Annotated in this window: 16 protein-coding genes; 4 read left to right on the plus strand and 12 right to left on the minus strand. The window is 50.2% G+C overall.

What is annotated here, in order from left to right:
• Positions 1–22: 22 nt before the first annotated feature.
• Positions 23–751 carry a TylF/MycF family methyltransferase gene (locus V5J77_RS15030; protein WP_338551647.1) on the plus strand — a complete coding sequence of 243 codons (729 nt, stop codon included), beginning with the start codon at positions 23–25 and terminating at the stop codon, positions 749–751.
• A 309-nt stretch (positions 752–1,060) separates the two neighbouring features.
• Here V5J77_RS15030 and purT read toward each other — a convergent pair whose 3' ends face one another.
• The 11 genes from purT to leuC form a co-directional block, all read right to left on the minus strand.
• Positions 1,061–2,242, minus strand: a complete 1,182-nt coding sequence (gene purT / locus V5J77_RS15035; protein ID WP_338551648.1) for a formate-dependent phosphoribosylglycinamide formyltransferase — start codon at positions 2,240–2,242, stop codon at positions 1,061–1,063.
• Between the two features lie 145 nt (positions 2,243–2,387).
• Positions 2,388–4,217 carry an ABC transporter ATP-binding protein gene (locus V5J77_RS15040; RefSeq protein WP_338551649.1) on the minus strand — a complete coding sequence of 610 codons (1,830 nt, stop codon included), beginning with the start codon at positions 4,215–4,217 and terminating at the stop codon, positions 2,388–2,390.
• Positions 4,217–5,998 (minus strand): ABC transporter ATP-binding protein, encoded by a 1,782-nt coding sequence (locus tag V5J77_RS15045; RefSeq protein ID WP_338551651.1) that lies wholly within the window; start codon positions 5,996–5,998, stop codon positions 4,217–4,219. The genes V5J77_RS15040 and V5J77_RS15045 overlap by 1 nt, the downstream gene beginning before the upstream one ends.
• A 308-nt stretch (positions 5,999–6,306) precedes the next feature.
• Positions 6,307–10,035, minus strand: a complete 3,729-nt coding sequence (locus V5J77_RS15050; RefSeq protein ID WP_338551652.1) for a dynamin family protein — start codon at positions 10,033–10,035, stop codon at positions 6,307–6,309.
• Positions 10,036–10,038: 3 nt separating this feature from the next.
• The gene (locus tag V5J77_RS15055; RefSeq protein ID WP_338551653.1) at positions 10,039–10,311 is read right to left on the minus strand and encodes an NAD/NADP transhydrogenase alpha subunit; all 273 of its coding nucleotides are present in this window, start codon (positions 10,309–10,311) and stop codon (positions 10,039–10,041) included.
• 43 nt (positions 10,312–10,354) lie between these two features.
• Complete coding sequence (gene nth / locus V5J77_RS15060) at positions 10,355–11,035, minus strand: endonuclease III (protein WP_338551654.1); 681 nt, start codon at positions 11,033–11,035, stop codon at positions 10,355–10,357.
• 139 nt (positions 11,036–11,174) lie between these two features.
• Positions 11,175–13,649 (minus strand): S-layer homology domain-containing protein, encoded by a 2,475-nt coding sequence (locus V5J77_RS15065; protein WP_338551655.1) that lies wholly within the window; start codon positions 13,647–13,649, stop codon positions 11,175–11,177.
• 168 nt (positions 13,650–13,817) lie between these two features.
• The gene (locus V5J77_RS15070) at positions 13,818–14,378 is read right to left on the minus strand and encodes a GerMN domain-containing protein (RefSeq protein ID WP_338551657.1); all 561 of its coding nucleotides are present in this window, start codon (positions 14,376–14,378) and stop codon (positions 13,818–13,820) included.
• Between the two features lie 122 nt (positions 14,379–14,500).
• Positions 14,501–15,949 carry an N-acetylmuramoyl-L-alanine amidase family protein gene (locus tag V5J77_RS15075; RefSeq protein WP_338551658.1) on the minus strand — a complete coding sequence of 483 codons (1,449 nt, stop codon included), beginning with the start codon at positions 15,947–15,949 and terminating at the stop codon, positions 14,501–14,503.
• A 209-nt stretch (positions 15,950–16,158) separates the two neighbouring features.
• A complete protein-coding gene (gene leuD, locus V5J77_RS15080) occupies positions 16,159–16,761 on the minus strand; it encodes a 3-isopropylmalate dehydratase small subunit (protein WP_338551659.1) in 603 nt (200 codons plus the stop codon).
• A gap of 29 nt (positions 16,762–16,790) precedes the next feature.
• A complete protein-coding gene (gene leuC / locus V5J77_RS15085; protein WP_338551660.1) occupies positions 16,791–18,206 on the minus strand; it encodes a 3-isopropylmalate dehydratase large subunit in 1,416 nt (471 codons plus the stop codon).
• A 160-nt stretch (positions 18,207–18,366) separates the two neighbouring features.
• Here leuC and V5J77_RS15090 point away from each other — a divergent pair, with 160 nt between their 5' ends.
• Positions 18,367–19,260 (plus strand): LysR family transcriptional regulator, encoded by an 894-nt coding sequence (locus V5J77_RS15090; protein WP_338551661.1) that lies wholly within the window; start codon positions 18,367–18,369, stop codon positions 19,258–19,260.
• 57 nt (positions 19,261–19,317) lie between these two features.
• Here V5J77_RS15090 and V5J77_RS15095 read toward each other — a convergent pair whose 3' ends face one another.
• Positions 19,318–20,115, minus strand: a complete 798-nt coding sequence (locus tag V5J77_RS15095) for a carbon-nitrogen family hydrolase (RefSeq protein ID WP_338551662.1) — start codon at positions 20,113–20,115, stop codon at positions 19,318–19,320.
• A gap of 132 nt (positions 20,116–20,247) precedes the next feature.
• On the opposite strand from V5J77_RS15095, the gene V5J77_RS15100 reads away from it, so the two are divergent.
• On the plus strand, positions 20,248–20,700 hold the full coding sequence (locus V5J77_RS15100; RefSeq protein ID WP_338551663.1) for a hypothetical protein: 453 nt from the start codon (positions 20,248–20,250) through the stop codon (positions 20,698–20,700).
• A gap of 108 nt (positions 20,701–20,808) precedes the next feature.
• Entirely contained in the window at positions 20,809–22,005 is a 1,197-nt protein-coding gene (locus tag V5J77_RS15105; protein WP_338551664.1) for a pyridoxal phosphate-dependent aminotransferase, read from the plus strand.
• Positions 22,006–22,188 lie beyond the last annotated feature (183 nt).

A 22,188-nucleotide genomic window follows, 5' to 3' on the forward strand; every position in this document is an offset into this window, starting at 1 on the left:
AAAAAAGAAAAGGACTGTGATTATGAGCAATAATACACCAAAAGAGATGTATTTGGAAATGTTGAAAAAAGCAATATTATTTGAAATTTGGCTGGAGCATGAGCCTGGCGCGACGAAGGAAAATCGCTTGCAAGGTCTTGATTGGCCTCTCATTGCACATAGTATGATTGGACGTATTCGCATGAATCATCTGCATCAGCTTATGAATGCCGTCATTACCAACAACATCGAGGGCGATTTTATTGAAACCGGCGTATGGCGCGGCGGGACCTGTATTTTCATGCGCGGCTTCCTGAAGGTGCACGGCATAACGAACCGGAAAGTCATCGTCGCCGATTCCTTTGAAGGACTGCCCAAACCGGAGGCTCGCTGTCCCATTGACGAAACCTCGAAATTTCATGAACAGGACTTTTTACGCGTTTCCCTGCCCGAAGTCGTCAGCAATTTTCAAAAATACGATTTGTATGACAATGGCATAATCTTTCTTAAAGGCTGGTTCAAGGATACGCTGCCGTCGGCGCCAACGAATAAAATAGCAATTGCCCGCCTCGATGGCGACATGTATTCCTCGACAATGGATGCGCTGACCCATCTGTATCCCAAAGTAACCATCGGAGGCTTTATCGTCATTGACGATTATTCCATCGGCTATTGCTCCGCAGCTGTAACCGATTTCCGCAACGCCCATCATATTACCGATCCGCTCGTCACAATAGATTCTACAGGCGTGTATTGGAAAAAAACAAAGTAGGGCAAGGTGAAACGGCTATTGCCGACCTTTGGCGGCAAGGCGCGTTTCAATCCGAGAAATATAAGCCTAATGATAAGTGGGAAACTTGTAAATGCTTATATTTCAAGCAAAAACGACTTCGTAGCCCTTCTAGGGCGAACGAAGAGCTTTGACGGAGAATTCTAAGTGAATATAAGAATAAAACTTATACAGTCTTAGAATTCAAGGTGAAACGGCTATTGCCGACCTTGGCGGCAAGGCGCGTTTCAATCCGAGAAAGAAGGGCTGCTGCGCCCATACGATAACTGGACGCGGCAGCCCTTCTGCATTTTATTCTCCGTATGTGACGTGCAGCAGCTCCGCCGCTTGCCGCGCCGTTTCACGTGCTTGCTCCACATCTGCAGCCGTGCTGAGCGCAACAGCCATCCGGCGCCCAACCTTCGTCTCCGGCTTGCCAAATATACGCACCTGCGTATGCGGCAGCGCCAGCGCTTCCTTCACACCGCCAATACGGAACTCGCTGCTTTCGCGATCCGCTTTGAGCGTGTGAGAAGCACCTGGAGACAGCAATCTAATCGTTGGAATCGGGAAGCCTAATATAGCGCGAACATGCAACGCAAACTCCGATAAATCCTGCGTTGCCATCGTAACCATACCTGTATCATGAGGACGCGGAGAAACCTCGCTAAACAGCACGCCATCCTTTGTTAGGAACAATTCAACGCCGTAGAGGCCGTAGCCGCCCAGCTCTTCCGTCACCTTGCGGGCAATTTCCTCTGCCTGCTCGATTTGCTTCACGCTCATGGCATGAGGCTGCCACGATTCGATGTAATCGCCATCCTTCTGCACATGACCAATCGGCGCACAGAAGCTTGTCCCTGATACAGAGCGAATCGTAAGCAGCGTAATTTCCGATTCAAACGTAATAAAGCCCTCAACGATAATCCGCTGCTTCTTCGCACGACCGCCTTCCATGGCATAGTTCCAGCAGGCTTCAATTTCTGCCTCGCTGCGGCAGACGCTTTGCCCTTTGCCAGATGAGCTCATAATTGGCTTAATTACACATGGAAAACCTAGCGCTGCTGTCGCTTCACGCAGCTCCTCCAGCGTATCGGCAAAACGGTAGGCGGCCGTCGGCAGGCCAAGCTGCTCGGCAGCAAGGCGGCGAATGCCTTCCCGGTCCATCGTCAGCCATGCAGCCCGAGCTGTTGGAATGACGCGGAAGCCCTCCTGTTCAAGCTCCAGCAGCGTTTCGGTTGCAATCGCTTCAATTTCCGGCACAATATAGTCTGGGCGTTCCTCTTCAATGATACGTCTAAGTGCTGCTCCATCCAGCATATCAACCACATAAGAGCGATGAGCAACCTGCATCGCCGGCGCGTTCTCATAGCGATCAACTGCAATCGTCTCAGCTCCGAGCCGCTGCGCCTCAAGCGCAACCTCCTTGCCAAGCTCTCCTGATCCCAACAGCATTAGCTTACGCGAAGCCCCGGACAATGGTGATCCATACATAATAAAAAGAACCTCCTGGAAGCAAACCGGATAATTGTCGGCGGCTGCCCCTTCAGGGCAACGATTCCGATTCCGAATTGTTTTTTCTTCCATTGTGGAGGTTCCTGCAGTAAAAATCAAGACCTTGACCGCGCTTCGATTCGACTTAAGCTGACAAGAAGCGATATTGGGCTTCTATCAGTCCATTGTATACGCCCTTTTTGGCTATAAGCGTTTCATGCTTGCCCTGCTCGACGATGCGGCCGTGATCCAGCACGATAATTTCATCGGCATTGCGAATCGTTGACAGACGATGGGCAATCATGAAGGAGGTCCGTCCAGCAAGCAGCGTCTTAAGTGCCTCCTGAATTTTCAGCTCCGTATCGGTATCAATGCTTGCTGTCGCTTCATCGAGAATGAGAATGCGCGGATTGGCGAGCAAGGCTCTGGCAAAGGAGAGCAGCTGGCGCTGACCCATCGACAAAATGTTGCCGCGCTCCTCTACTTCCGTATCATAGCCATCCGGCAAATTCATAATGAAATCATGGGCATGTACCGCTTTAGCTGCTTCCACAATATCTGCATCCGCTGCATCCAGCTTGCCATAACGAATATTGTCGCGGATCGTGCCCGAAAATATGAACGTGTCCTGCATCACGATGCCTACCTGGGAGCGCAAGCTTTCGATTGTGACATCGCGAATATCCTTCCCGTCAATTTTCACGCTGCCGCTAACTGGATCGTAAAATCGGCAAAGCAGATTGATGATCGTGCTTTTGCCCGAGCCTGTATGTCCAACGAGAGCGATGGATTGACCAGCCTTTGCCTCCAGACTAATGCCCTTGAGCGCTTGGCGTCCTTTTTCATATTCAAAAATAATGTTGTCAAACACAACGTCGCCGCGAATATTCGGCAGCGCCTTCGCTGCATTCTTTTCGCTTACGTTTGGCTCCTCATCAATAAATTCAAAAATTCGCTCGGAGGATGCCATCGCAATCAGAAGCTGGGAGTACATTTGGCCGAGCCGATTAATCGGGTCCCAGAAGTTGCCGATATAGTTGGCAAAGCCGACGAGCAAGCCGATTGTAATCGCGCCTTGTTGAATCAAATGTGCGCCATACCAGAACAAAATAAAGGTACCGAGCGCTGAGGTGATTTCAATGACTGGACCAAACGCTTGGTTGAGCGCCGATGCTTTATTCCATGATTTCACATTTACCGTATTCATATAGTCGAAAAAACGCATATTGTCTTTTTCCTGAACATAAGCTTGCGTTACTTTCATCCCCTGAATGCTTTCGTTCAAGTGAGCATTAATGCGTGATTGCTTCATCCGAACGTCCTGCCAGGCAAAGCGAATCCGTTTGCGCAGCGCAGTCGAAACGATAAACATCAGCGGCACCGTCACCATAATGGCAAGCCCCAGCTTGAAGTTCCAGACCAGCAAAATGACAACGATTCCGAGCAACTGCACGCAGTCCATCAGCAAATTGACGACACCGTTCGTGAACAAGTCCTGAAGGGCGTTTACATCATTCGTAATCCGCACAAGCACGGAGCCTGCCGGACGCTTGTCGAAGAAGCGGAAGCTGAGCTTCTGGATATGCTTGAATAGATCATGGCGCAGATCATAAATAACCTTTTGTCCAATAATGTTTGTATATTTGATTCGGTAGCTGTTGGCAGCCCATTGGATGACATACAGCAGCAGCATCAGGCCCGCGTAAAGGTAAAGCTTGGGCATGCTTGCCGCGCCTTCCGCTGGCTGAATCGCCTCGTCAATCGCGAGGATGACGAGTGCCGGAGTCGCCAGGCGTGTCAATGTACCAACAAACATCATGAAAATGGCTGGAATCAGCTGACGCTTGTAAGGCTTCATGTATACAAACAGTCTGCTCACCTGCGCCCAGTTAAACGGCTTCTCGATGGCATCATCATCTTTGTAAATAAATCGTTCCTTCTTATCATATTTATCTGTCCCGGATGTACTGCTCATTAGAACGCCCCCTCCTTCCGCTGCACGTCCGCCTGCTGAAGCTCTTCGAGCGGGAAGTCGGCGTATTGAATTTTGTAAGTATCGCGATACGGGCCGTGCTGTGCCAACAGCTGCTGATGCGTGCCGCGCTGCACGACTACGCCTTGATCCAGAACGATAATTTCATCCGCATGGCGCAGCGAGGAAATACGGTGGGCAATAATGAAAGTCGTGCGCCCCGCCATGAGCTCCTTGAAGCCCGCCTGAATTTCATGCTCCGTCTCCATATCTACAGCGCTCGTCGCATCATCAAGAATGAGAATATGCGGATTTTTAATGAGGGCGCGGGCAATCGCGATTCGCTGCTTCTGTCCGCCAGACAGCCCCATTCCTCTTTCACCGACAATGGTGTCATAGCCTTCTGGCATTTCCATAATAAAGTCATGTGCCTTCGCCAGCTTCGCAGCGCGTTCAATCTGCTCATCCGTTACGTCCTGCATGCCGTAAGCCAGATTGGTGCGGATGGAAGCGGAGAACAGAAACGTTTCCTGAAAAACGGGAGCCATCTGTCTGCGGAGACTGGACACGTCAATGTCGCGAATATCCATGCCATCAAGCGTAATGCTGCCCTCTTTCACATTGTAGGCGCGCATGAGGAGCTGGATGACCGTCGATTTTCCAGAGCCTGTAGCTCCCAGAAAACCAATGACCGAGCCTGCCGGCGCATCAATAGAGAGATTGCTTAACGCCGGAGCCTTATCAGGATATTGAAAGGTTACATCGTTGAAGCGGACATGCCCTTTAACCAATTGATCGTCCAGCACAATAGCATGCTCAAGGTTTTTCACATGGACATGCTCATTCAGCAGATTCAGCACCCGCTCGCCGGAGGCTTTGGATTGCGTATAGTTGTTAATATGGAACCCAATGCCCCACATGGGGCCGATAATGTACCAAGTTAAGCTGAAAAAGGCCACCAGCTCGCCTAGCTTGAGCTCTCCTCTAATGACGAGCATTCCGCCTGCTAGAAGCAGAATGACTGCGCTTATGTTGGCGCACAACTCCATAATAGGGAAATAATGCGCCCATATTTTCGCTGCACCGATCTGGTTCGTCTGATAGGCTTCGTTTTTCACTGAAAATTTGTTCACTTCATGCGGCTCGCGGGCAAAGGATTTCACCGTGCGAACACCCGTAATGTTTTCTTGCACGGCTGTCGTCAGGCTGCTGAGCGCGCGGCGCATTTCCTGAAAGGCCGGGTGGATTTTGCGCTCGAAGCGCAAAGCTGTAAACACCAGCAGCGGGATCGTAACCAAGGTAATGAGTGTCAGCTGCCAGTGGATGGACAGCATCATCGCTCCGCCAAACACGACCATCAGCACTACGTTCAAAATTTGGGCGAAGCCAAAGCCGATAAAATTGCGGATCGCTTCCAAATCCGCGGTCAAGCGCGACATGAGATCGCCTGTTTTCGCTTTGTCATAATATTGAAAAGATAGCGATTGCAACTTGTCATAACAAGCATTGCGAAGTCTAAAAGCTACTCGGTTGCCGATCCTTCCCCCAAAAAAACCATGTAAAAATTGCATGAAGCCCTTTAACGTCACAACCCCCACAACGGTTAGCGCTAACGCCGGCACCTTGCCATACTGCTCTTCTTTAATGACATCGTCGATTAAAATGCGAAGCAAATTCGGATATACGAGTCCGAGCGCCGTCGCAAACATCAGGCAGACGATGGAGGTCAGAAGGAATTTTCGTTCGACCCAGTAAAATCGTTTCAGTTGCCTAAAGACGTCCAAGCAAATACCCACTCCCTGTTCTTTTTTGTAAGCATGAATGAATATTATCAGCATCCCATGACAGGAGCAATCTGAGTAAATTTCCGTATATTACATTTAAACAGCCGATTATGGCAATTTGGAAACACTAACTAACCTATGCTCAAGTATCGTCTTAAATCATCCCTAAAGTGTGGGTCTTACGCCATTTTTGCACAAAAACACACAAAACAAGCCCAAACAATTTCACTTGGCTTGGCCAAATAAAAAATGCTTTCAGCAACTTTTATCAGTCGCTGAAAGCATTCAGATTATTATTAGATGAAAGCTTATGCAATTGTTGCGCTATGAAGATGAATTAATTGCTGATGCAGCTCACGCAATTGGCCCACATCGGCATTGTCCGCCAGCGAGACGCGCTTGCCCTCTACATAGTTGACAACGTCCTGCTGTAGCTGCTCGCCTGACTGCTCAGCGTACTTTTTCCAAAGCGCGCTGTAGCGCTCGGTCCACTGCCTGTTCTCAGCAGCCATCCACTGCTGGAGCGATGGAATGAGCAGCGCTTCAAGCTCCTTGCGCAGCTGTCCTTTACCGTCGCCCTCGAAAAAATGCCGCGGCGATTTAAAGCGACTCCACAGCCACTTGCTTGTAATATCCGTTGTCGTCCAATCAACGTCGATTTCCGGAGTAGGAATGGCCGCATTTTCATAAGGGATAGATTGGTAGCCGGTTAGCAGAGCGGCAAGCTCGGAAGCGCAGCTGTCATATTGCTTACGCAAAAGGCCATTCAAAATTCTCTCCAGACGCAGCGAGGTCGCTTGCAGCTCCTGCGCCAGCTCCATCTGAATTTGCCGCTGCAAATCAAGCCAAGCCGTCCAAATCATCTTCTTCAAATCGCGACCATCATCCTGCAAGGCAGAAGGATTAAACGCATAGTTGTAAAATTCACCGAATCGAAGCTGCTGGCGCTGCACGACGTAATAAAGCAGCTCGCTTAGCTCCTGTGCCTGCTGAGGCGGCGCCTCGCTGGAGCGGTAGGAGGCAAGCAGCAGCTCTGCCTGCTGTTGCAGGGCAGCCAGCCCTCTGCGCTCCTGCTCTCTCGTGGCCGCATCGCCTGCGGCACTGTTCAGCCAGCCATTTACGGTAGCTGCCGCCCTCACAATTTCCTGCTCAGCTGCGTCAATCGCAAGCCGGCCTAAATCCTCGCTAACGAAATGCAGGAAGGAGCGCTCAAACGCGTCAATGCCAGAGCGTGCCAGCAGCTCGCTATCGCCATTTTGCTTCGCGTCGAGACCATCCAGACTTGAAACCGGATAGAGACGCGGCGAACGAATGCCATGCTGGAGCAAATTATGCTCCACATGCTTCAGGACACCCGCAAGCTCCTCCTGGTCCGCAGCCAAATCAGCCGCATTGACGAGGAAAAACATTTTGTCGAGCTCGAACTGGTCCTTGACCCGTCCAAGCTGCATAAGAAACTGACGGTCTGCCTGTGAGAAAGCATGGTTGTAATAGGTGACGAACAGGACAGCGTCGGCATTTTTAATGTAATTGAACGCAACGCCCGTATGACGGGCGTTCACGGAATCGGCTCCCGGCGTATCTACGAGAACGATGCCCTGCCGCGTCAGCTCGCAATCGTAATAAAGCTCGATTTCGCTGACATAGCAGGAACGCGATTCCTCCGCTACGAAGCGCTCGTACTCCGCCTGAGAGACGGTGAGGCGCTGGTCAAGCAGCGCCTCATGCGCTTCCCAGCCCGCGCGTGCTGCACGCAGGAAGCTGTAGTGCGGACGTCCGCCAGCGTGAATCGCATCTGGCGACAGGCGGTCGATTGCGCGCATGAGAGCGGCAGCGTCCGGCAGCGCAGTGTCCGTTGCGTCTTCGCCGAGCAAAGCGAGCGAATAGCGCAGGTCTTCAAGGACGGCGCCCAGAGATTTCATGACGACGCCCGCCGTGCCATGCTCGCAGCCGTCCGATGGCGGCATGAGACGGTTGATCGCCGCCGTCGTCGGATTCGGCGACACCGGCAGTACCGGCTCGCCAATAAGCGCATTGGCGAGCGAGGATTTGCCCGCGCTGAACGCTCCGAACAGCGCGATTGTGAACCGGCTGCTGCGGAGCCGGTTCGCCTTGTCCTGCATCGCCTGCGCGGCCGCGGCTAGCGGCGCGTGCGGCATCAGCAGCGCGGCTGCGCTGAGCAAGCGCGCTGCTGCGCCATGCTGCTGCGACAGCGCTTCACCGCTGCCGAGCGCAGCCTGCGCTCGCGGCGCGCGGGTGCCCGCGCCGCCTGCCCTTGCGGCAGCAGCGTCGCCCGCTGCCGCCCCGTCGCCGCGCGGCGAAGCTTCGCTCGCGCGGCCACCCCCGGCGGCGCCCGCTGCCGCGCCGCCGTCTACACCAGCGTGCGCGCGCACATCCGCCGCTGCACGCTGCGGCGCAGGCAGCGCCGGCCGCGCCACCGGTTGCGGCAGCGTCCCCGCAACCTGCGCCGCATGCTGCGCGGCGCGCTCCGCGAGCGCCTCAAGCCGCCCTAGCGCTCCAGCTTGCGCATCAAGCGCCGCAAGCCGTCCGCGAACGTCTGCAGCGGCCGTCTCGCTCGCTGCCGCCACATGCGCCGTCAGCGCGTCTATCAGCTCATTGCCGCGCTTCCGGTAAAGCTCCTTCACCTCTGCGGCTAATTCGCGCGTATACGTCATCGTATATTCGTTGCCGAATACCGCTCCCGTATTTACGCGCTGAATGAGCCATGACGTATCCGGCTTCCAGCTAAACTGCTCGGCAAGCTGCTGCTCCAGCGTTTCCGCTGCGTAGCTAACTTTCTCAGCGGCACGGCGCAGCAAATCCTTTACATGCCAATCAACTGCCGCATTCACTTGGCCAGCGAAATCATGACAGAACAGCTCCGCACGGCGCTCCTGCTCAGCAGCCGTCTTCGCTCCAGCGAACAGCAGCCCCGTCTTGAAGCCAGGCCTTCTGCTTTCCAGAAACGCATGAGCCAAGTCGCGCACCGGAGCTGGCGTAATGATTGCATTGTCTACCAGCGCCTGCAAATCCCGGCGCAGCTCCAGACGCAGCCTTTCCGGCTCTGCTTCAAGCTGCTTCGTTTGCAGCGTCAGCTCGCCTTGCTCTGCCTTGACCCGCTGCGCTTCCTCTTCTCCGCCTGCCTCGTCAAGCAGCCGCTCCTTCTCCGGTTCATCCTGCATCTCGCACCATTTCAAATGCTCCGCTGCAAGATGGCGCAGCGAAGCATCGACGCTATAAGCTGCGAGCGGCTCGCGCAGTTCCTTCAGCTCGTCAAGCAGCCGCGTAAGCGCCTCCCACTCCTGATGCGGATGATCCGGCTCGCGCAACGACAAATAAACGATTCCCGCTGGCTCCAAATGCCAAGCTTGAAACGCCTCTTCTACGCTTTTGCGATACTCAGCAAACGTTAGCTCGCGTTCCCTGTGCTTATCAATCTGATTCACAATAAAATATAACGGCTTGCCCCAATCCTTAAGCTGCTTGGCAAATGCAAAATTAATTTCCGATTGCACATGATTATAATCCATGACATAAAACACGACATCCGCCAAATGCAGCGCTGATTCGGTTGCCATCCGGTGGGCATCATCCGTAGAGTCAATGCCCGGCGTATCCAGAAGCACCGTATGATTGCCTAATCTTTCAGTTGGATACGTAATCGAGACCGATTGGAACTGCTCACCGTCTACGCAATAGCGGTCCAACTCCTCCAAAGGGACACTGAGGCTAGACGCCTTGCCATCCTTCTCCGTGATGATGCTTGCCCGCGCCTCTGCTCCGCCTCTTATGGACACTACGTTCGCACTGGTCGGAATCGGACTCGAGGGCAGAAGCTGAGCCCCGCACAGCCGATTGATCAGCGTGGACTTGCCTGCGGAAAAATGACCGCAAAAAGCAACAGTAAGCCGACCCTCGGCCAGCTTACTGTGTACCTCCATAACTTGTTTGGCGTGCAGCGCATCACCTGCGTCCGTCATTTTGCGGGCTGCCAGGATTGTTGCCTCTTCAATGCGTTGTACCGTCATTTCAGCCATAATCTATGCAATTTCCTCATCATCGGAAGGCATGCAAATTTCGAATACATTGCCATGCTGCAAAATCATAATGTTACGCTCTTTTTCACGCATAACAACGACTTCCGGTTTTTGACGCATACGCTCGATGTATTGGTCAGGCACGTCGCCAGAGCCGCTAACGGTTACGCCTTCCACTACGATATCCTCGTTTTCTTCTGGCGGGGAGCTAAGCACTTGCTCATAAATATCAGAGAAAAGCTCAAAACTATTTGTATACACGGAAATACACTTCACTGTCATCATCCTTCATTTTAAAAGTATTGGTTATTAGCCAACCTTATTTAGCCACTCTCTTAACAGTTTTCTTGTTTAAGCCTGGCTTCATACGTTGTTTTCCTTCTTTGCACAAATCCAGCAGCGGACAAACCTCGCATTGTGGATTTTGCGCCTTGCAATGATAGCGGCCGAAAAATATGAGCCGATGATGGGTAAGGGTCCATTCGTCTTTGGGAACAAGCTTCATGAGCTTCTTCTCAACTTCCAGCACAGAATCATCAGGCTTCGCTACACTAAGGCGCTTGGATACACGTTCAACATGGGTATCGACTGCAATAGCCGGCACATTAAACGCATTAGACATGACGACATTCGCCGTCTTGCGTCCAACACCCGGCAGCTCGACCAGCTGCTCATGCGTGGAAGGAGTTTCTCCATCGTATTTATCAATGAGAATGCGGCACAATTTTTGAATATTGGAAGCTTTGCTTCGGAATAAACCGATCCTTCGAATATCCTGCTCCAGCTCTTCCAGCGGAACCGCCACATAGTCCTCCGGCTGCTTATACTTTTGAAATAGGCTCTCGGTTACCTTATTCACCATCTCATCGGTACATTGCGCAGACATTAAGACGGCAATCGTCAGCTCAAACGGATTAGAATGGTTCAGCTCGCAATGTGCGTCTGGAAACATCTCCGCAAGAGTATCCAATATGTGCCGCATCTTCTGCTTCGCATTCATCGTCCTCTCTCCCATTCCAACACTATCGTTCAAAGTGTAGCGAAAATCGTCTCTCCATGCAACTATAATCCACCATAAATATTGAAAAAACAATAAAAAAACTGCCCCGCAGGGCAGTTTGTCACATAACCTTACCAATTTACACTTTTACGATTTCCACCGCTTTATTTTTGAAGGCATAAACGATGATCTGATCGCCGTATATGATGTCCTGTAGCGAAATCGCTTTTCCATCCTTCAACAGCTTCGTTGTACCTGTCACATAAAAATAATTGCCATTGTCCGCATCGGTCGTTTTGAGTGTCCACAGCTGTCCAGCCGTAGCGTCATACTGCCAAAACGTTCTTGTCTGGCCAACGGCTACGGTGACCAGCACCACATCATTTTCATTTTTGCTCAGTTGGACCCGATCTCCCGTTGCGAGCGTCGATGTAGTTGCAGAAGTAGATGTGCCCTTCGTAATGAAAAATGTTTGACCAAGCGCAGCCGTTGTTGTCTGACCGTTCTCATTCGTCAGCGTAATGCTGTTTGTGCCTACCGATTGAACGGTTCCATAAGATACAACGATGGATTTCACGGCAGTTATTTGCTTGCCAATGTAGCTGACATTAATCAAAGTACCCGGAACAAGTGTATCAATCGCCACCTTGCTTCCTGTCTCATTCGTAATATCGATTCCCGACAGCACTAGATCTGTCTGTACATTTTGCGCATTAACGACCGTAACCTTTTTGGTGCCAGTGTTTACTGCGCGCACTTCATATTGGATTGGACGATGAACCTGAATGAGCGTTGCCCGATCCTGATTCACATTCATAACCGTTGTAATCGTATCGCCAACTTTAAGATCAGTCAGAGATGCTGCTGAAATGCCTGGAACCTCCACCGTTGGTGCCGAATAAGCAACCGTAACATCTACGCCGCCAGGCACGCTTAGTGTAACGGAGTTGCTGGAGGCATTAATGGAAACGAGTTTGCCCGTGTATTTGCTTGCGATCGACAAGGACACAACCTTGTCTCCACTGTAAGTAATCGTCAGCTTGCGGTTTTTAGTCAGCCAAGTGCCGATATCCTCCAGCTTGATTGCGTTACCGTTGTTGTCAATTCTCGTCTTGTCTGTCAAATAAAGCGGGTAAGCTTTATTCCCGGCAGAGTCAAAAACGACAAGGAATTTTTTGTCCGCGTTGTAGCTTTCCACCTGAGCGCCAACAAGCGTCTGAACGTTGCGGTTTATGACTTCGATTTTTGTAATCTGATCCTGATCATTCGTTGTAATTTGCAGTTGATCCACATCTTTAATCAAATCGCCAATCGTTGGCCCTACGATGCCTTCGATTATAATTTCAACCGTGCTGCCCAAAAATTTAGAGTTCAGCTTGCCTGCGCTGTCTTCATACGTAAGGACGCTTGCATCGCCAGAAATAAACGTACCTTTCAGCACGGCTGCTCCTGTCTGCTGATCAACTGTAATTTTCAGCGCCTTAGGGGACGCACGGAACGTATCCTGCGTCACTGTAATTGCGCTGTTTTCCTTCAAGTCGCTAATGGCAATCGTCTTGCCAGACGTTTCGGTTACGATAAGCGAGTCGTCGTAATAAACCTCTACCGGCTTATTATCAATCCACACGTATAGCAGCTTCTGATCCGGCAGCACGCGGCCAACCGTGCCTGTTAGCGTCTTTATTTGCGGCTTGTCATCCTGAAGCTCCACGTACGCAGCCGTACCCGATTTCGTAATAACCGTTACATTCGCATATTGTACAAGATCCTTAGCTGCAATAGGCGTTTCCGAGTCATAACGATAAATGGCCGTATTTGCGCTGAGCGTGTATACAGCCGACTGCTCCTTGCTGTAAATCGTAATGCCCGTGTCGCTGGCTTGCAGCAGCACACCCGTTGCTTGTCCTGCATATTCAACCGGGTACAGCTTCTCAGCACGGCTGAACAGTGTTGCAAGGCTTGCACGGTTTACATTCGCTTTAGGATCGAACTTGACGGCTGTTACGCCTTTAACCAAATCTAGTGAAACAGCAGCATTGACATAGCCGCGGTAGCTGCTGGCAATTTGGTCTGCATCATTAAACGATGAAACGGCATTTTGCAGGCTGTCCGCTGTACTCTTCTGATTAATAGCACGAATGAGCAGCTTCGTTACCCATTCCCGTGTAGCTGGGCGTTGTCCCCAGCCTACAGCTTGATCGCCGGAAGCGGCAAGCGCATATTCTTCAGCCTGATCCAGCAAGCCTTTATCGAAAGCAAGCTTCACTTCGCCCTTAAAATCGCTCTTAATGACAAATGTTTCCGGAAACGCAACCGTATCATCAGCCGGCGCTTCATTTGCTGCACCAATAAAACGCAAAGCCATAAGAACGGCTTCCTGCTGCGTCACATTGTCAGCCGGACGAAATAAACCGTTTGAGCCATTAATGATGCCTTGAAACGAAAGCTTTGTAATATGCTTTTGCGCCCAGTGATTCGATGCTACATCGTTAAACGGATTGGAGCTTACTGTCGCCGCATACGAAATAGGCGCGGGAACTACAAACGGCCCCGCCAAAACGGAAAATGCAATCGTACCTGCAATAATAGATTTTGATGATCGTGACAATGCCATAATTATCGTTCCCCTCGAATAGTTTCATAACGTCAAGCGTAAACGGCTGATAGCCTCCTCTGGCGGTAAAGCTTCCGTTTCGCGTAGAAATATAGAGAATGAATCAAAAATCAAGTTCTTTCCTATATTTCAAGCGCAAACGGCTGATAGCCTCCTCTGGCGGTAAAGCTAGGGCCTGAATGTTGGATGCTCAAGCTCAACATGGCCCATCAGCGTATCAGCGCTGTCTCCATCGACGAGCAAATCATAGGCTTTTACAAAATCGAACTGGAACAATGTTTTCTGGAGCGTCTCCAGCACTAATACTTCGCCTGGCGAACCGAGCCGGGATTCATCAGACAGATGGAGATCAATCGTCACCTGGCCATCGCTTCCCAGCAGCACCGATTTAACCTCGATCAGCTTCCACAGTGATACAGCGCCTTCGCCCTCCACATGCTGCAGTGCTGTTATTGCGTTTTGAACAAGCTCCAGCTCTGAGCTATAGGCAACCTGAACCTGCTGCTCCACTAAACCGTCCAGCTCTTCATTTCCCCCGTATACCTTTATTTCCGCTGTCTGTTTTTCAGGCTCAATTGACGGCTCGGCTGTCGGAGCAGCAGATGGCTGAATAGAAGGCGACGGGCTGCTGCCCGCGCCTGATTCAGTCGGCTTATTTACCGCACCGCAGCCCGCTACAAGTCCAACTATACATAAAGTTACCATGAACTGGCTTACTGTTCGCAGCATCTGTTATCCCCCCGTCTCTACGATAGCTCAAGCGTAAACGGTTGAAGCTTGTCTTTGGCTGCCAAGCTTCCGTTTCGCAGGTGAAATATAAGTCTATGAATAAATGTAAAACTTATAGATGCTTATATTTTTAAATAATCCTTGATTCCTGCGACAATTCCAGCAGCTATGTTATTTTGCACCGCTTCATCAAACAGCTTCTTGTAATCGTCGGCATTAGACAAAAATCCTGCTTCGAGCAAAATCGCCGGCATCGTCGTTTCTCTCGTTACATGCAGGCTTTGCTGCTTGACCCCGCGGTCCTTAAGACCTGTTGCTTTAGCAAACTGCTTATGCACCGCATCGGCAAATGCCTTGCTGCTAGCTCTTGTGTAATAGGTTTCCGTACCTGTTGCGGCACTGCTTGGATTGCTATTGGCATGAACAGACAAAAATAAATTGGCTTTAAGATTTTCAGCAAACTTTACCCGATCCTCTAGCTTCACGTAATTGTCATCCGGGCGGGATAAATAAGCTTTTATTTTCGATTCCTTATCCAGCAAGGCCTTCACTTTCAAAGAAATACTGAGATTAAATTCTTTCTCCCATCTGCCGTTAATTCCTTTGGCACCTGGATCAGAGCCGCCATGCCCCGCGTCAATTACGATCGAATAAACACCGTTTGCTGGCAGTGTTGGACCCGCAGTTGGCGTTGGCGTTGCAGAAGGCATTGGAGTTGGCGTTGGTGACGGTGTAGCTTCCACAGGCAGCGGATCAATGACATTCACGCGAATTTCGCCTAACGCGCTGTTTATGATATCCACATCGGCATCTGCTTTCAGATCAAGCACAATGCGGACGGTTGCCGGGCTAGTCGAGAACAACGAATAGCGTATGCCATTCAAGTAAGGATGCTCGCCTACTTCAAGATTGATCTGCCCTGAGCTCAGCTGTGCCAAAAGCGTATCCGAGTAAGAGGCCTTTGGAATGTCCATTACGATCCGTTTCGGGTTTTCTAGCTTAAAGGGCTGATTGTAGACTGCGCTTCCCTCGTAATGAATAATAATTGCATTTTCATTGTCATAGGAAATACCTGTTACAATGCCATCAGGCTGTGTGACAACCGGATCTGCTGTTGGAGTTGGAGTGGGCGTTGGATCTGGTTCTTTAAACAATTGGACGGATTTTGTCGATTGATCCCAATTGACCTTCATCCCGAGAGATTCACCAACAAACCGCAGCGGAATAAGGGTTGTCCCTTTTTGCAGCAGAGCTGGGGTATCGAGCTTCACCTGCTCATTGTTAATAAAGGCGACATCCTGGTTAATCGTAAGTACGATGGAATCAGAACCATTATGTACAGTAACTGTCTGTGTAGCTGACGACCAGCCTACATTGTAGCCGATACTCTCCGACACAAGCCGAATCGGCACAAGCGTATACTTGTTGTCGACGATTTGCGGCGCTACCTTCGAATCTAATAAAGCCCCATTCAAATAAAGCTTTGGCACAACCTCGGCAGCATGTCCTGCACTGGAAAACAGTGTAAATAACAACGACATGAGCAACAGAATCGGTACAAATTTCTTCATTTTCCACCTCGATGACTGAAATTGCCCTCATCGAATGGGGTGCATTCGACTTAAACAGACTAAAATATTAGACGCATAGCGTAAGAAAAAGTTGCGTATAGAGGAAAAAAGAGGACAAATTTTCCGACAGGAAATTGCCCTCTTTTTTAAAAGGTAGAAACGTATATCGTTTTTCCATCCTTCTCTATACGTTTCACCTTATTTGCAGCTTATGCTTGCGCTTTTGCAGCGCGTTTTTGCTCGTAAGCTGTAATTTTATCTTCGTGCTGAAGCGTCAGACCGATATCATCAAGACCTTGCAGCAAAAACTGGCGACGGTGCTCATCAAGCTCAAAGTTGATTTCCAATCCGTAATCATCAGTCAGACGATTGTTTTCCAAATCAACATTCAGCATGTAGCCATCATGCTTCGCTGTGCGCTGGAACAAGTCTTCAACCTGCTCTTCGCTCAGCTTAAGCGGCAAAATGCCGTTTTTGAAGCAATTGTTGTAGAAAATGTCCGCATAAGATGGTGCGATAACGACTTTGTAGCCATAGTCGAGAATCGCCCATGGCGCATGCTCACGGGAGGAGCCGCAGCCAAAGTTAGCGCGAGAAATGAGAACGGAAGCACCTTGATAGCGTGGCTTATTCGGCTCAAACTCCGGGTTTACTTCGCCGTTTTCAAAAAAGCGCCATTCGTAAAACAAAAACTGTCCAAAGCCGCTGCGCTCAATACGCTTCAAAAATTGTTTAGGAATAATCGCATCTGTATCTACGTTGACACGATCGACTGGAGCAACGATGCCCTTAAACTGTTTAAATGGTTCCATATCGGTAATACCCCTCTCGCACGTTCTGATTAGTTCAACACTTCTGTTTTGACATTCCAATCACGCACATCTGTAAAGCGGCCCATAACAGCTGCAGCAACAGCCATTGCTGGAGATACGAGATGCGTACGGCCTCCGCGGCCTTGGCGGCCTTCGAAGTTGCGGTTCGATGTCGAAGCGCAGCGTTGTCCTGGCTCCAGAACGTCCGGGTTCATCGCCAGACACATCGAGCAGCCTGCTTCACGCCATTCGAAGCCTGCATCTATAAATACTTTATCAAGGCCTTCTTTTTCAGCCTGAATTTTAACGCGGCCCGAGCCTGGAACTACGATTGCCGTAACTCTATCGCTAACTTTGTAGCCGCGAGCGATTTCAGCAGCAGCGCGAAGATCCTCAATCCGTCCATTTGTACAAGAACCGATAAACACGTAATCAATCTCGATTTCGTTCATAGGCGTGCCTGGCTTCAAATCCATATATTCAAGTGCCTTCTCAGCAGCTTTACGCTCGTTTTCTGTAGGCAGCTGATCCGGGAAAGGAACCGAAGATGTAATATCTGTACCCATACCAGGGCTTGTACCCCAAGTTACTTGCGGGATCAGAGAATCTACATCAAACTCAACAACCGTATCATAAGTTGCGCCTTCATCAGTGGAAAGCAATTTCCACTCTTCTACTGCTGCATCATAATCGGCTGGAGCATATTCGCGTCCACGAAGATAGTTGAACGTCGTTTCGTCAGGAGCGATCAGACCTGCGCGAGCGCCGCCTTCGATCGACATGTTGCAAACTGTCATGCGCTCTTCCATCGTCAGCGAGCGAATCGCTTCGCCTGTGTACTCGATAACGTAGCCAGTAGCGAAGTCCGTACCGTATTTTGCGATAACGCCCAAAATCATATCTTTTGCCGTTACGCCCGGTTTACGGCTGCCCGTGAAGCGAACTTCCATCGTTTTTGCTTTCGATTGCTGCAAGCATTGTGTTGCCATTACATGCTCAACCTCGGAAGTTCCAATACCAAATGCCAGCGCGCCAAACGCACCATGCGTGGAAGTATGGCTGTCGCCGCAAACGATCGTTTTGCCCGGATGCGTAAGACCAATTTCTGGACCCATAACGTGTACAACGCCTTGGTCGATATTATCAAGATCAAACAGCTTTACACCGAAATCTTTACAGTTTTGCGTCAGTGTATCAATTTGCTGCTTGGAAATTGGATCTTTAATGTTGAAGCGGTCTTTCGTAGGAACGTTGTGATCCATCGTTGCGAATGTCAAATCTGGACGACGTACTTTACGACCAGACATGCGAAGACCTTCGAATGCTTGCGGCGAAGTTACTTCGTGCACTAATTGAAGATCAATATAAATAATGCTTGGCTTACCTTCTTCTTGATAAATGACATGATTGTCCCAAATTTTCTCAAACATCGTTCTTTTAGCCATTACATTCACCCCATTGTTCGACTTCTGTTCAAAAATGATGCTCTAAGCATACCATCTGGCACTTGATTGATCCAAGATATAATATCTATAATGTCTATAGGTAACAACTATAACGGTAAATGAAGAAGGTCTTCCCAGACAAAAAGAAAGCAGGTTGCCAATGGAGCTCAGACAACTGCAGTACGTGCTGCAAATCGCAATTGAAAAAAATTTCTCCCGTGCAGCGGAAAAGCTGCATATCGCCCAGCCCTCGCTCAGCCAGCAGCTGTCGAAGCTGGAGCAGGAGCTTGGCGTGCTGCTGTTTCGGCGCACGACCAATTCCGTTGAATTGACGCAGGCCGGGCAAGTTTTTGTCGACAAATCCCAAACGATCCTTGATGCAATCGAGCAGCTCAAGCAGGAAATGGACGATATGGCACAAATGCGGCGCGGACGCCTCGTCGTCGGAACGCTGCCGATTACGGGCTCGCATATATTGCCGCTTGTCCTTCCGGTATTCGGCGCCCAGTATCCTCAAATTGAAGTTGTGCTCGTGGAGGATACTTCAGCAAAGCTGGAGCAGCTAACAGCAAGCGGCGGCACCGATCTCAGCTTGTTGTCTCTTCCGTTAGCTGACACCTCGCTTGCATGGGAGCCATTAATGGAAGAAGAAATTTGCCTCGCGATCCCGCCGCAGCATCCGCTTGCGGAAAGCACGGAGCCTGTGCCGATTAGCCTATTGCGCAACGAACCCTTTATCGGATTAAAAAAAGGCCAGGGCTTCAGGCAAATTACAGTCGAGTTGTGTCAGGCTTCAGGCTTTACGCCGCAAATCGTATTTGAAAGCAGCAATATTGAAACCGTCCAATCGCTCGTCGCGGGCGGCATGGGCATCGCTTTCGTCCCGAAAATGCTGACACGCCAAAGAGGGAGCGAATTCGCTCCCATCTATTTGCCGCTATCGCCCAAAGCATCTCGGACGCTGGTCATCGCCAGCCGCAAAGGCCGTTACCTGTCTAAAGCTACAGAAGCTTTCATTAGGACGATGAACAAAACCATTGTCCACTATAAATAATAAATGTACTGGGGAGCATGATGAAATAGGCAGCGGAGCTGATTTTTCATCATGCTTCTAATAGAGTCCAGGCCTGCGGTCTTCGAAAACGGGAATTTTGCCTCGAACGGCATCAACTAGCGACAAATCGATTTCCGCATAAATAATCGCTTCTTCCTCCCCACCCTCAGCAATCGTTTCCCCCCACGGATCAAGCACGAGTGAATGGCCGAAAAAGCTCGTTTCGCCGCTTTGCCCCACCCGATTGCAGGCAATGACGAACATTTGATTTTCAATCGCTCTTGCGGTCAGCAGCGTTTTCCAGTGATGCAGGCGCGGATTAGGCCATTCGGCTGGAACAAATAACAGCTTGGCGCCTCCAAGCGCCAGCTTGCGAGCAAGCTCAGGGAAACGGATATCATAACAGATCATCATGCCGGCTTCCTGACCGCCGAGCTGGAAGAAGCCTAGCTTATCGCCAGCCTGCAAATATTTTTCCTCGTCCATTAAACGAAACAAATGAATTTTAGAATAATCCGCAATCGTTTCCCCCGCACGGTCGAAAGCAAAGATCGTATTATAAATCCCATCCGCCCTGCTTTCCGCGATTGAGCCCGCAACAATATTCACTTGATGCTTGGCCGAGAAGGCTGACAATAACTGCTTCGTACGTTCTCCATTCACATCGGCTAGCGTTTCAATTTCCGTCAGCGCGTAGCCCGTGTTCCACATTTCGGGAAAAATAATAACATCCAGCTTTCGCTCACCGCTAACCGCTTTCTCAAGCATTTGCTCCAGCTTGGCAAAGTTAGCCTCTGGATTACCTGCATCTATATCCATTTGCAGCAGCGCAACGTTTAATTTCTCAGTATTCATATTCATCGAGCCTCCTATTATCATGCAACCATTCATTTTCCCTAATGATACCTTCACATGGTTCTGTGTCAAGATGGGGATAATAATTCAAGTACAATTACTAAGCCATATACAGATAAGGAGCATGCCAACATGAAGCTGCAAAAATGGATAGCTGCCCTGTGCGCAGCTTGCTCACTATTTATTTTCGCCTCCACTGGCTTTGCTGAGGAGAAAGCGAAAGAGCATTCAACCGTAGGACCGGTTCAAGTTTTTGATGTAAAGGCCGGTAAAGTCGTTCTGACCGTACCGAATGACAAGAACTACCAAAAAATGGCAAAAAGCTGGCTAGGCTCTGTTACAGGTCTCGCCCCTCAATTGACGAATGACAATACCTGTACCTATGTGTATCGCGTTCCACTCGCAGAGCCCTACAAGCTAAGCACAAACAATCTTTCACTCCAAGTAAAAGAAGTTTTTTTATTCGTATGTGCCGGCAAGGCGCCACAGCTGTTAGTTTTTGATGATCAGCGCAGGCCGCTGCTTCTATTGTTTAAGGAGGATATCGCCGCATTTATTAAAAAAGTTGGCATTCCGGCCACTTAAAAATTCATTCCAACTGAATCACTCGACATAAATGGTTTTTGCGTGCTACAGTAATGCTTAACGGCTTATTGTTCATGAGCAACTATTGGATGTGGAGTGTGAATAAAAATGGAAACAAAGCTGGAACAGCATATCATTAAACCAGCAGATCGTATGACGGGCTTGCCTACGCAATTTTTTGCTAAATTGGTTGCGAAGGCTAATGCCCAAGTCGCCAAAGGCCGCGACGTTATTAACCTTGGACAAGGCAATCCCGATCAGCCGACACCGCCGCATATTGTGGCAAAGCTTCAGGAAGCTGCTACTAACCCTATGTATCACCGTTATCCGCCTTTTAGCGGCTACCCTTTTCTCAAGGAAGCCGTCGCAAAACGTTATAAGGAAGATTATAACGTTGATATAGACCCAACCACGGAAGTCGCCATTTTGTTCGGCGGGAAAACAGGCCTGGTGGAAATTAGCCAGTGCCTGCTCAATCCCGGCGATGTCTGTCTCGTGCCTGATCCGGGCTATCCCGATTATTGGTCAGGCGTGGCACTCGCTGGAGCGGATATGCACTTTATGCCGCTAACGGCGGAAAACCGCTTTTTGCCCGATTATAGCGCCATTGACGAAGCTGCGCTCGAGCGGGCCAAGCTGATGTTTATGAACTATCCGAATAATCCGACTGGAGCGGTCGCTAACGCACAATTTTATGCACAGACGGTTGAATTCGCCCGCCGCACAGGTGTCGTTGTTGCCAGTGACTTTGCTTATGGCGCGATTGGCTTTGATAACGAGCGCCCGATCAGCTTCCTCCAAACGCCGGGAGCAAAAGAAGTCGGCATTGAGTTTTATACATTGTCCAAGTCCTATAACATGGCGGGCTGGCGCGTAGGCTTTGCACTAGGCAACTCACAGATCATTTCCTTAATTAATCTTATGCAGGATCATTATTATTGCAGCCTGTTTGGCGGCATTCAAGAAGCGGCTGCCGAAGCGCTGACTGGACCGCAGCAATGTGTAACGGAGCTCGGTGCCATGTATGAGCGCAGACGCGAAGCTTTGTTCGGCGCCCTTGACCGCATCGGCTGGAAAGCAGAGCGCCCTGGAGGCTCCTTCTTCTGCTGGCTGCCTGTTCCGGAAGGCTACACGTCTGAGTCTTTCGCGGATCTTTTATTGCAGGAAGCGGATGTCGTTGTCGCGCCGGGTGTCGGCTTCGGGTCCTTCGGCGAAGGCTATGTGCGGCTTGGTTTGCTTACGAGCGAAGCTCGGCTGGAGGAAGCGGTTGAACGTATTGGCAAGCTTGGCATTTTCAAAGCCTAGCCGCCTGCGAATGCCTCTCTTTACAGCAGCCAGTCGATCATGATATGCTTGCATCAACTGAACATGAAACGTGATGACGGGATTAGTAAGCTTGACTAGGTCGTGCCCAGAGAGTGAATTCCAGAGGCTGCAAGAATTCACCTCGACTGCTCGCTGAACCTGCCCCTGAACGGCCGATGATGA

It is taken from the genome of Paenibacillus sp. KS-LC4 (assembly GCF_036894955.1).
Classification (GTDB): domain Bacteria; phylum Bacillota; class Bacilli; order Paenibacillales; family Paenibacillaceae; genus Pristimantibacillus.

Coding starts and splice junctions, on each gene's coding strand:
- V5J77_RS15050 (WP_338551652.1), bottom strand. CDS start 10,035: ATGGCTGAAATGACGGTACAACGCATTGAAGAGGCAACAATCCTGGCA.
- V5J77_RS15105 (WP_338551664.1), top strand. CDS start 20,809: ATGGAAACAAAGCTGGAACAGCATATCATTAAACCAGCAGATCGTATG.
- leuD (WP_338551659.1), bottom strand. CDS start 16,761: ATGGAACCATTTAAACAGTTTAAGGGCATCGTTGCTCCAGTCGATCGT.
- V5J77_RS15075 (WP_338551658.1), bottom strand. CDS start 15,949: ATGAAGAAATTTGTACCGATTCTGTTGCTCATGTCGTTGTTATTTACA.
- V5J77_RS15070 (WP_338551657.1), bottom strand. CDS start 14,378: ATGCTGCGAACAGTAAGCCAGTTCATGGTAACTTTATGTATAGTTGGA.
- leuC (WP_338551660.1), bottom strand. CDS start 18,206: ATGGCTAAAAGAACGATGTTTGAGAAAATTTGGGACAATCATGTCATT.
- V5J77_RS15030 (WP_338551647.1), top strand. CDS start 23: ATGAGCAATAATACACCAAAAGAGATGTATTTGGAAATGTTGAAAAAA.
- V5J77_RS15090 (WP_338551661.1), top strand. CDS start 18,367: ATGGAGCTCAGACAACTGCAGTACGTGCTGCAAATCGCAATTGAAAAA.
- nth (WP_338551654.1), bottom strand. CDS start 11,035: ATGAATGCGAAGCAGAAGATGCGGCACATATTGGATACTCTTGCGGAG.
- V5J77_RS15065 (WP_338551655.1), bottom strand. CDS start 13,649: ATGGCATTGTCACGATCATCAAAATCTATTATTGCAGGTACGATTGCA.
- V5J77_RS15040 (WP_338551649.1), bottom strand. CDS start 4,217: ATGAGCAGTACATCCGGGACAGATAAATATGATAAGAAGGAACGATTT.
- purT (WP_338551648.1), bottom strand. CDS start 2,242: ATGTATGGATCACCATTGTCCGGGGCTTCGCGTAAGCTAATGCTGTTG.
- V5J77_RS15100 (WP_338551663.1), top strand. CDS start 20,248: ATGAAGCTGCAAAAATGGATAGCTGCCCTGTGCGCAGCTTGCTCACTA.
- V5J77_RS15095 (WP_338551662.1), bottom strand. CDS start 20,115: ATGAATACTGAGAAATTAAACGTTGCGCTGCTGCAAATGGATATAGAT.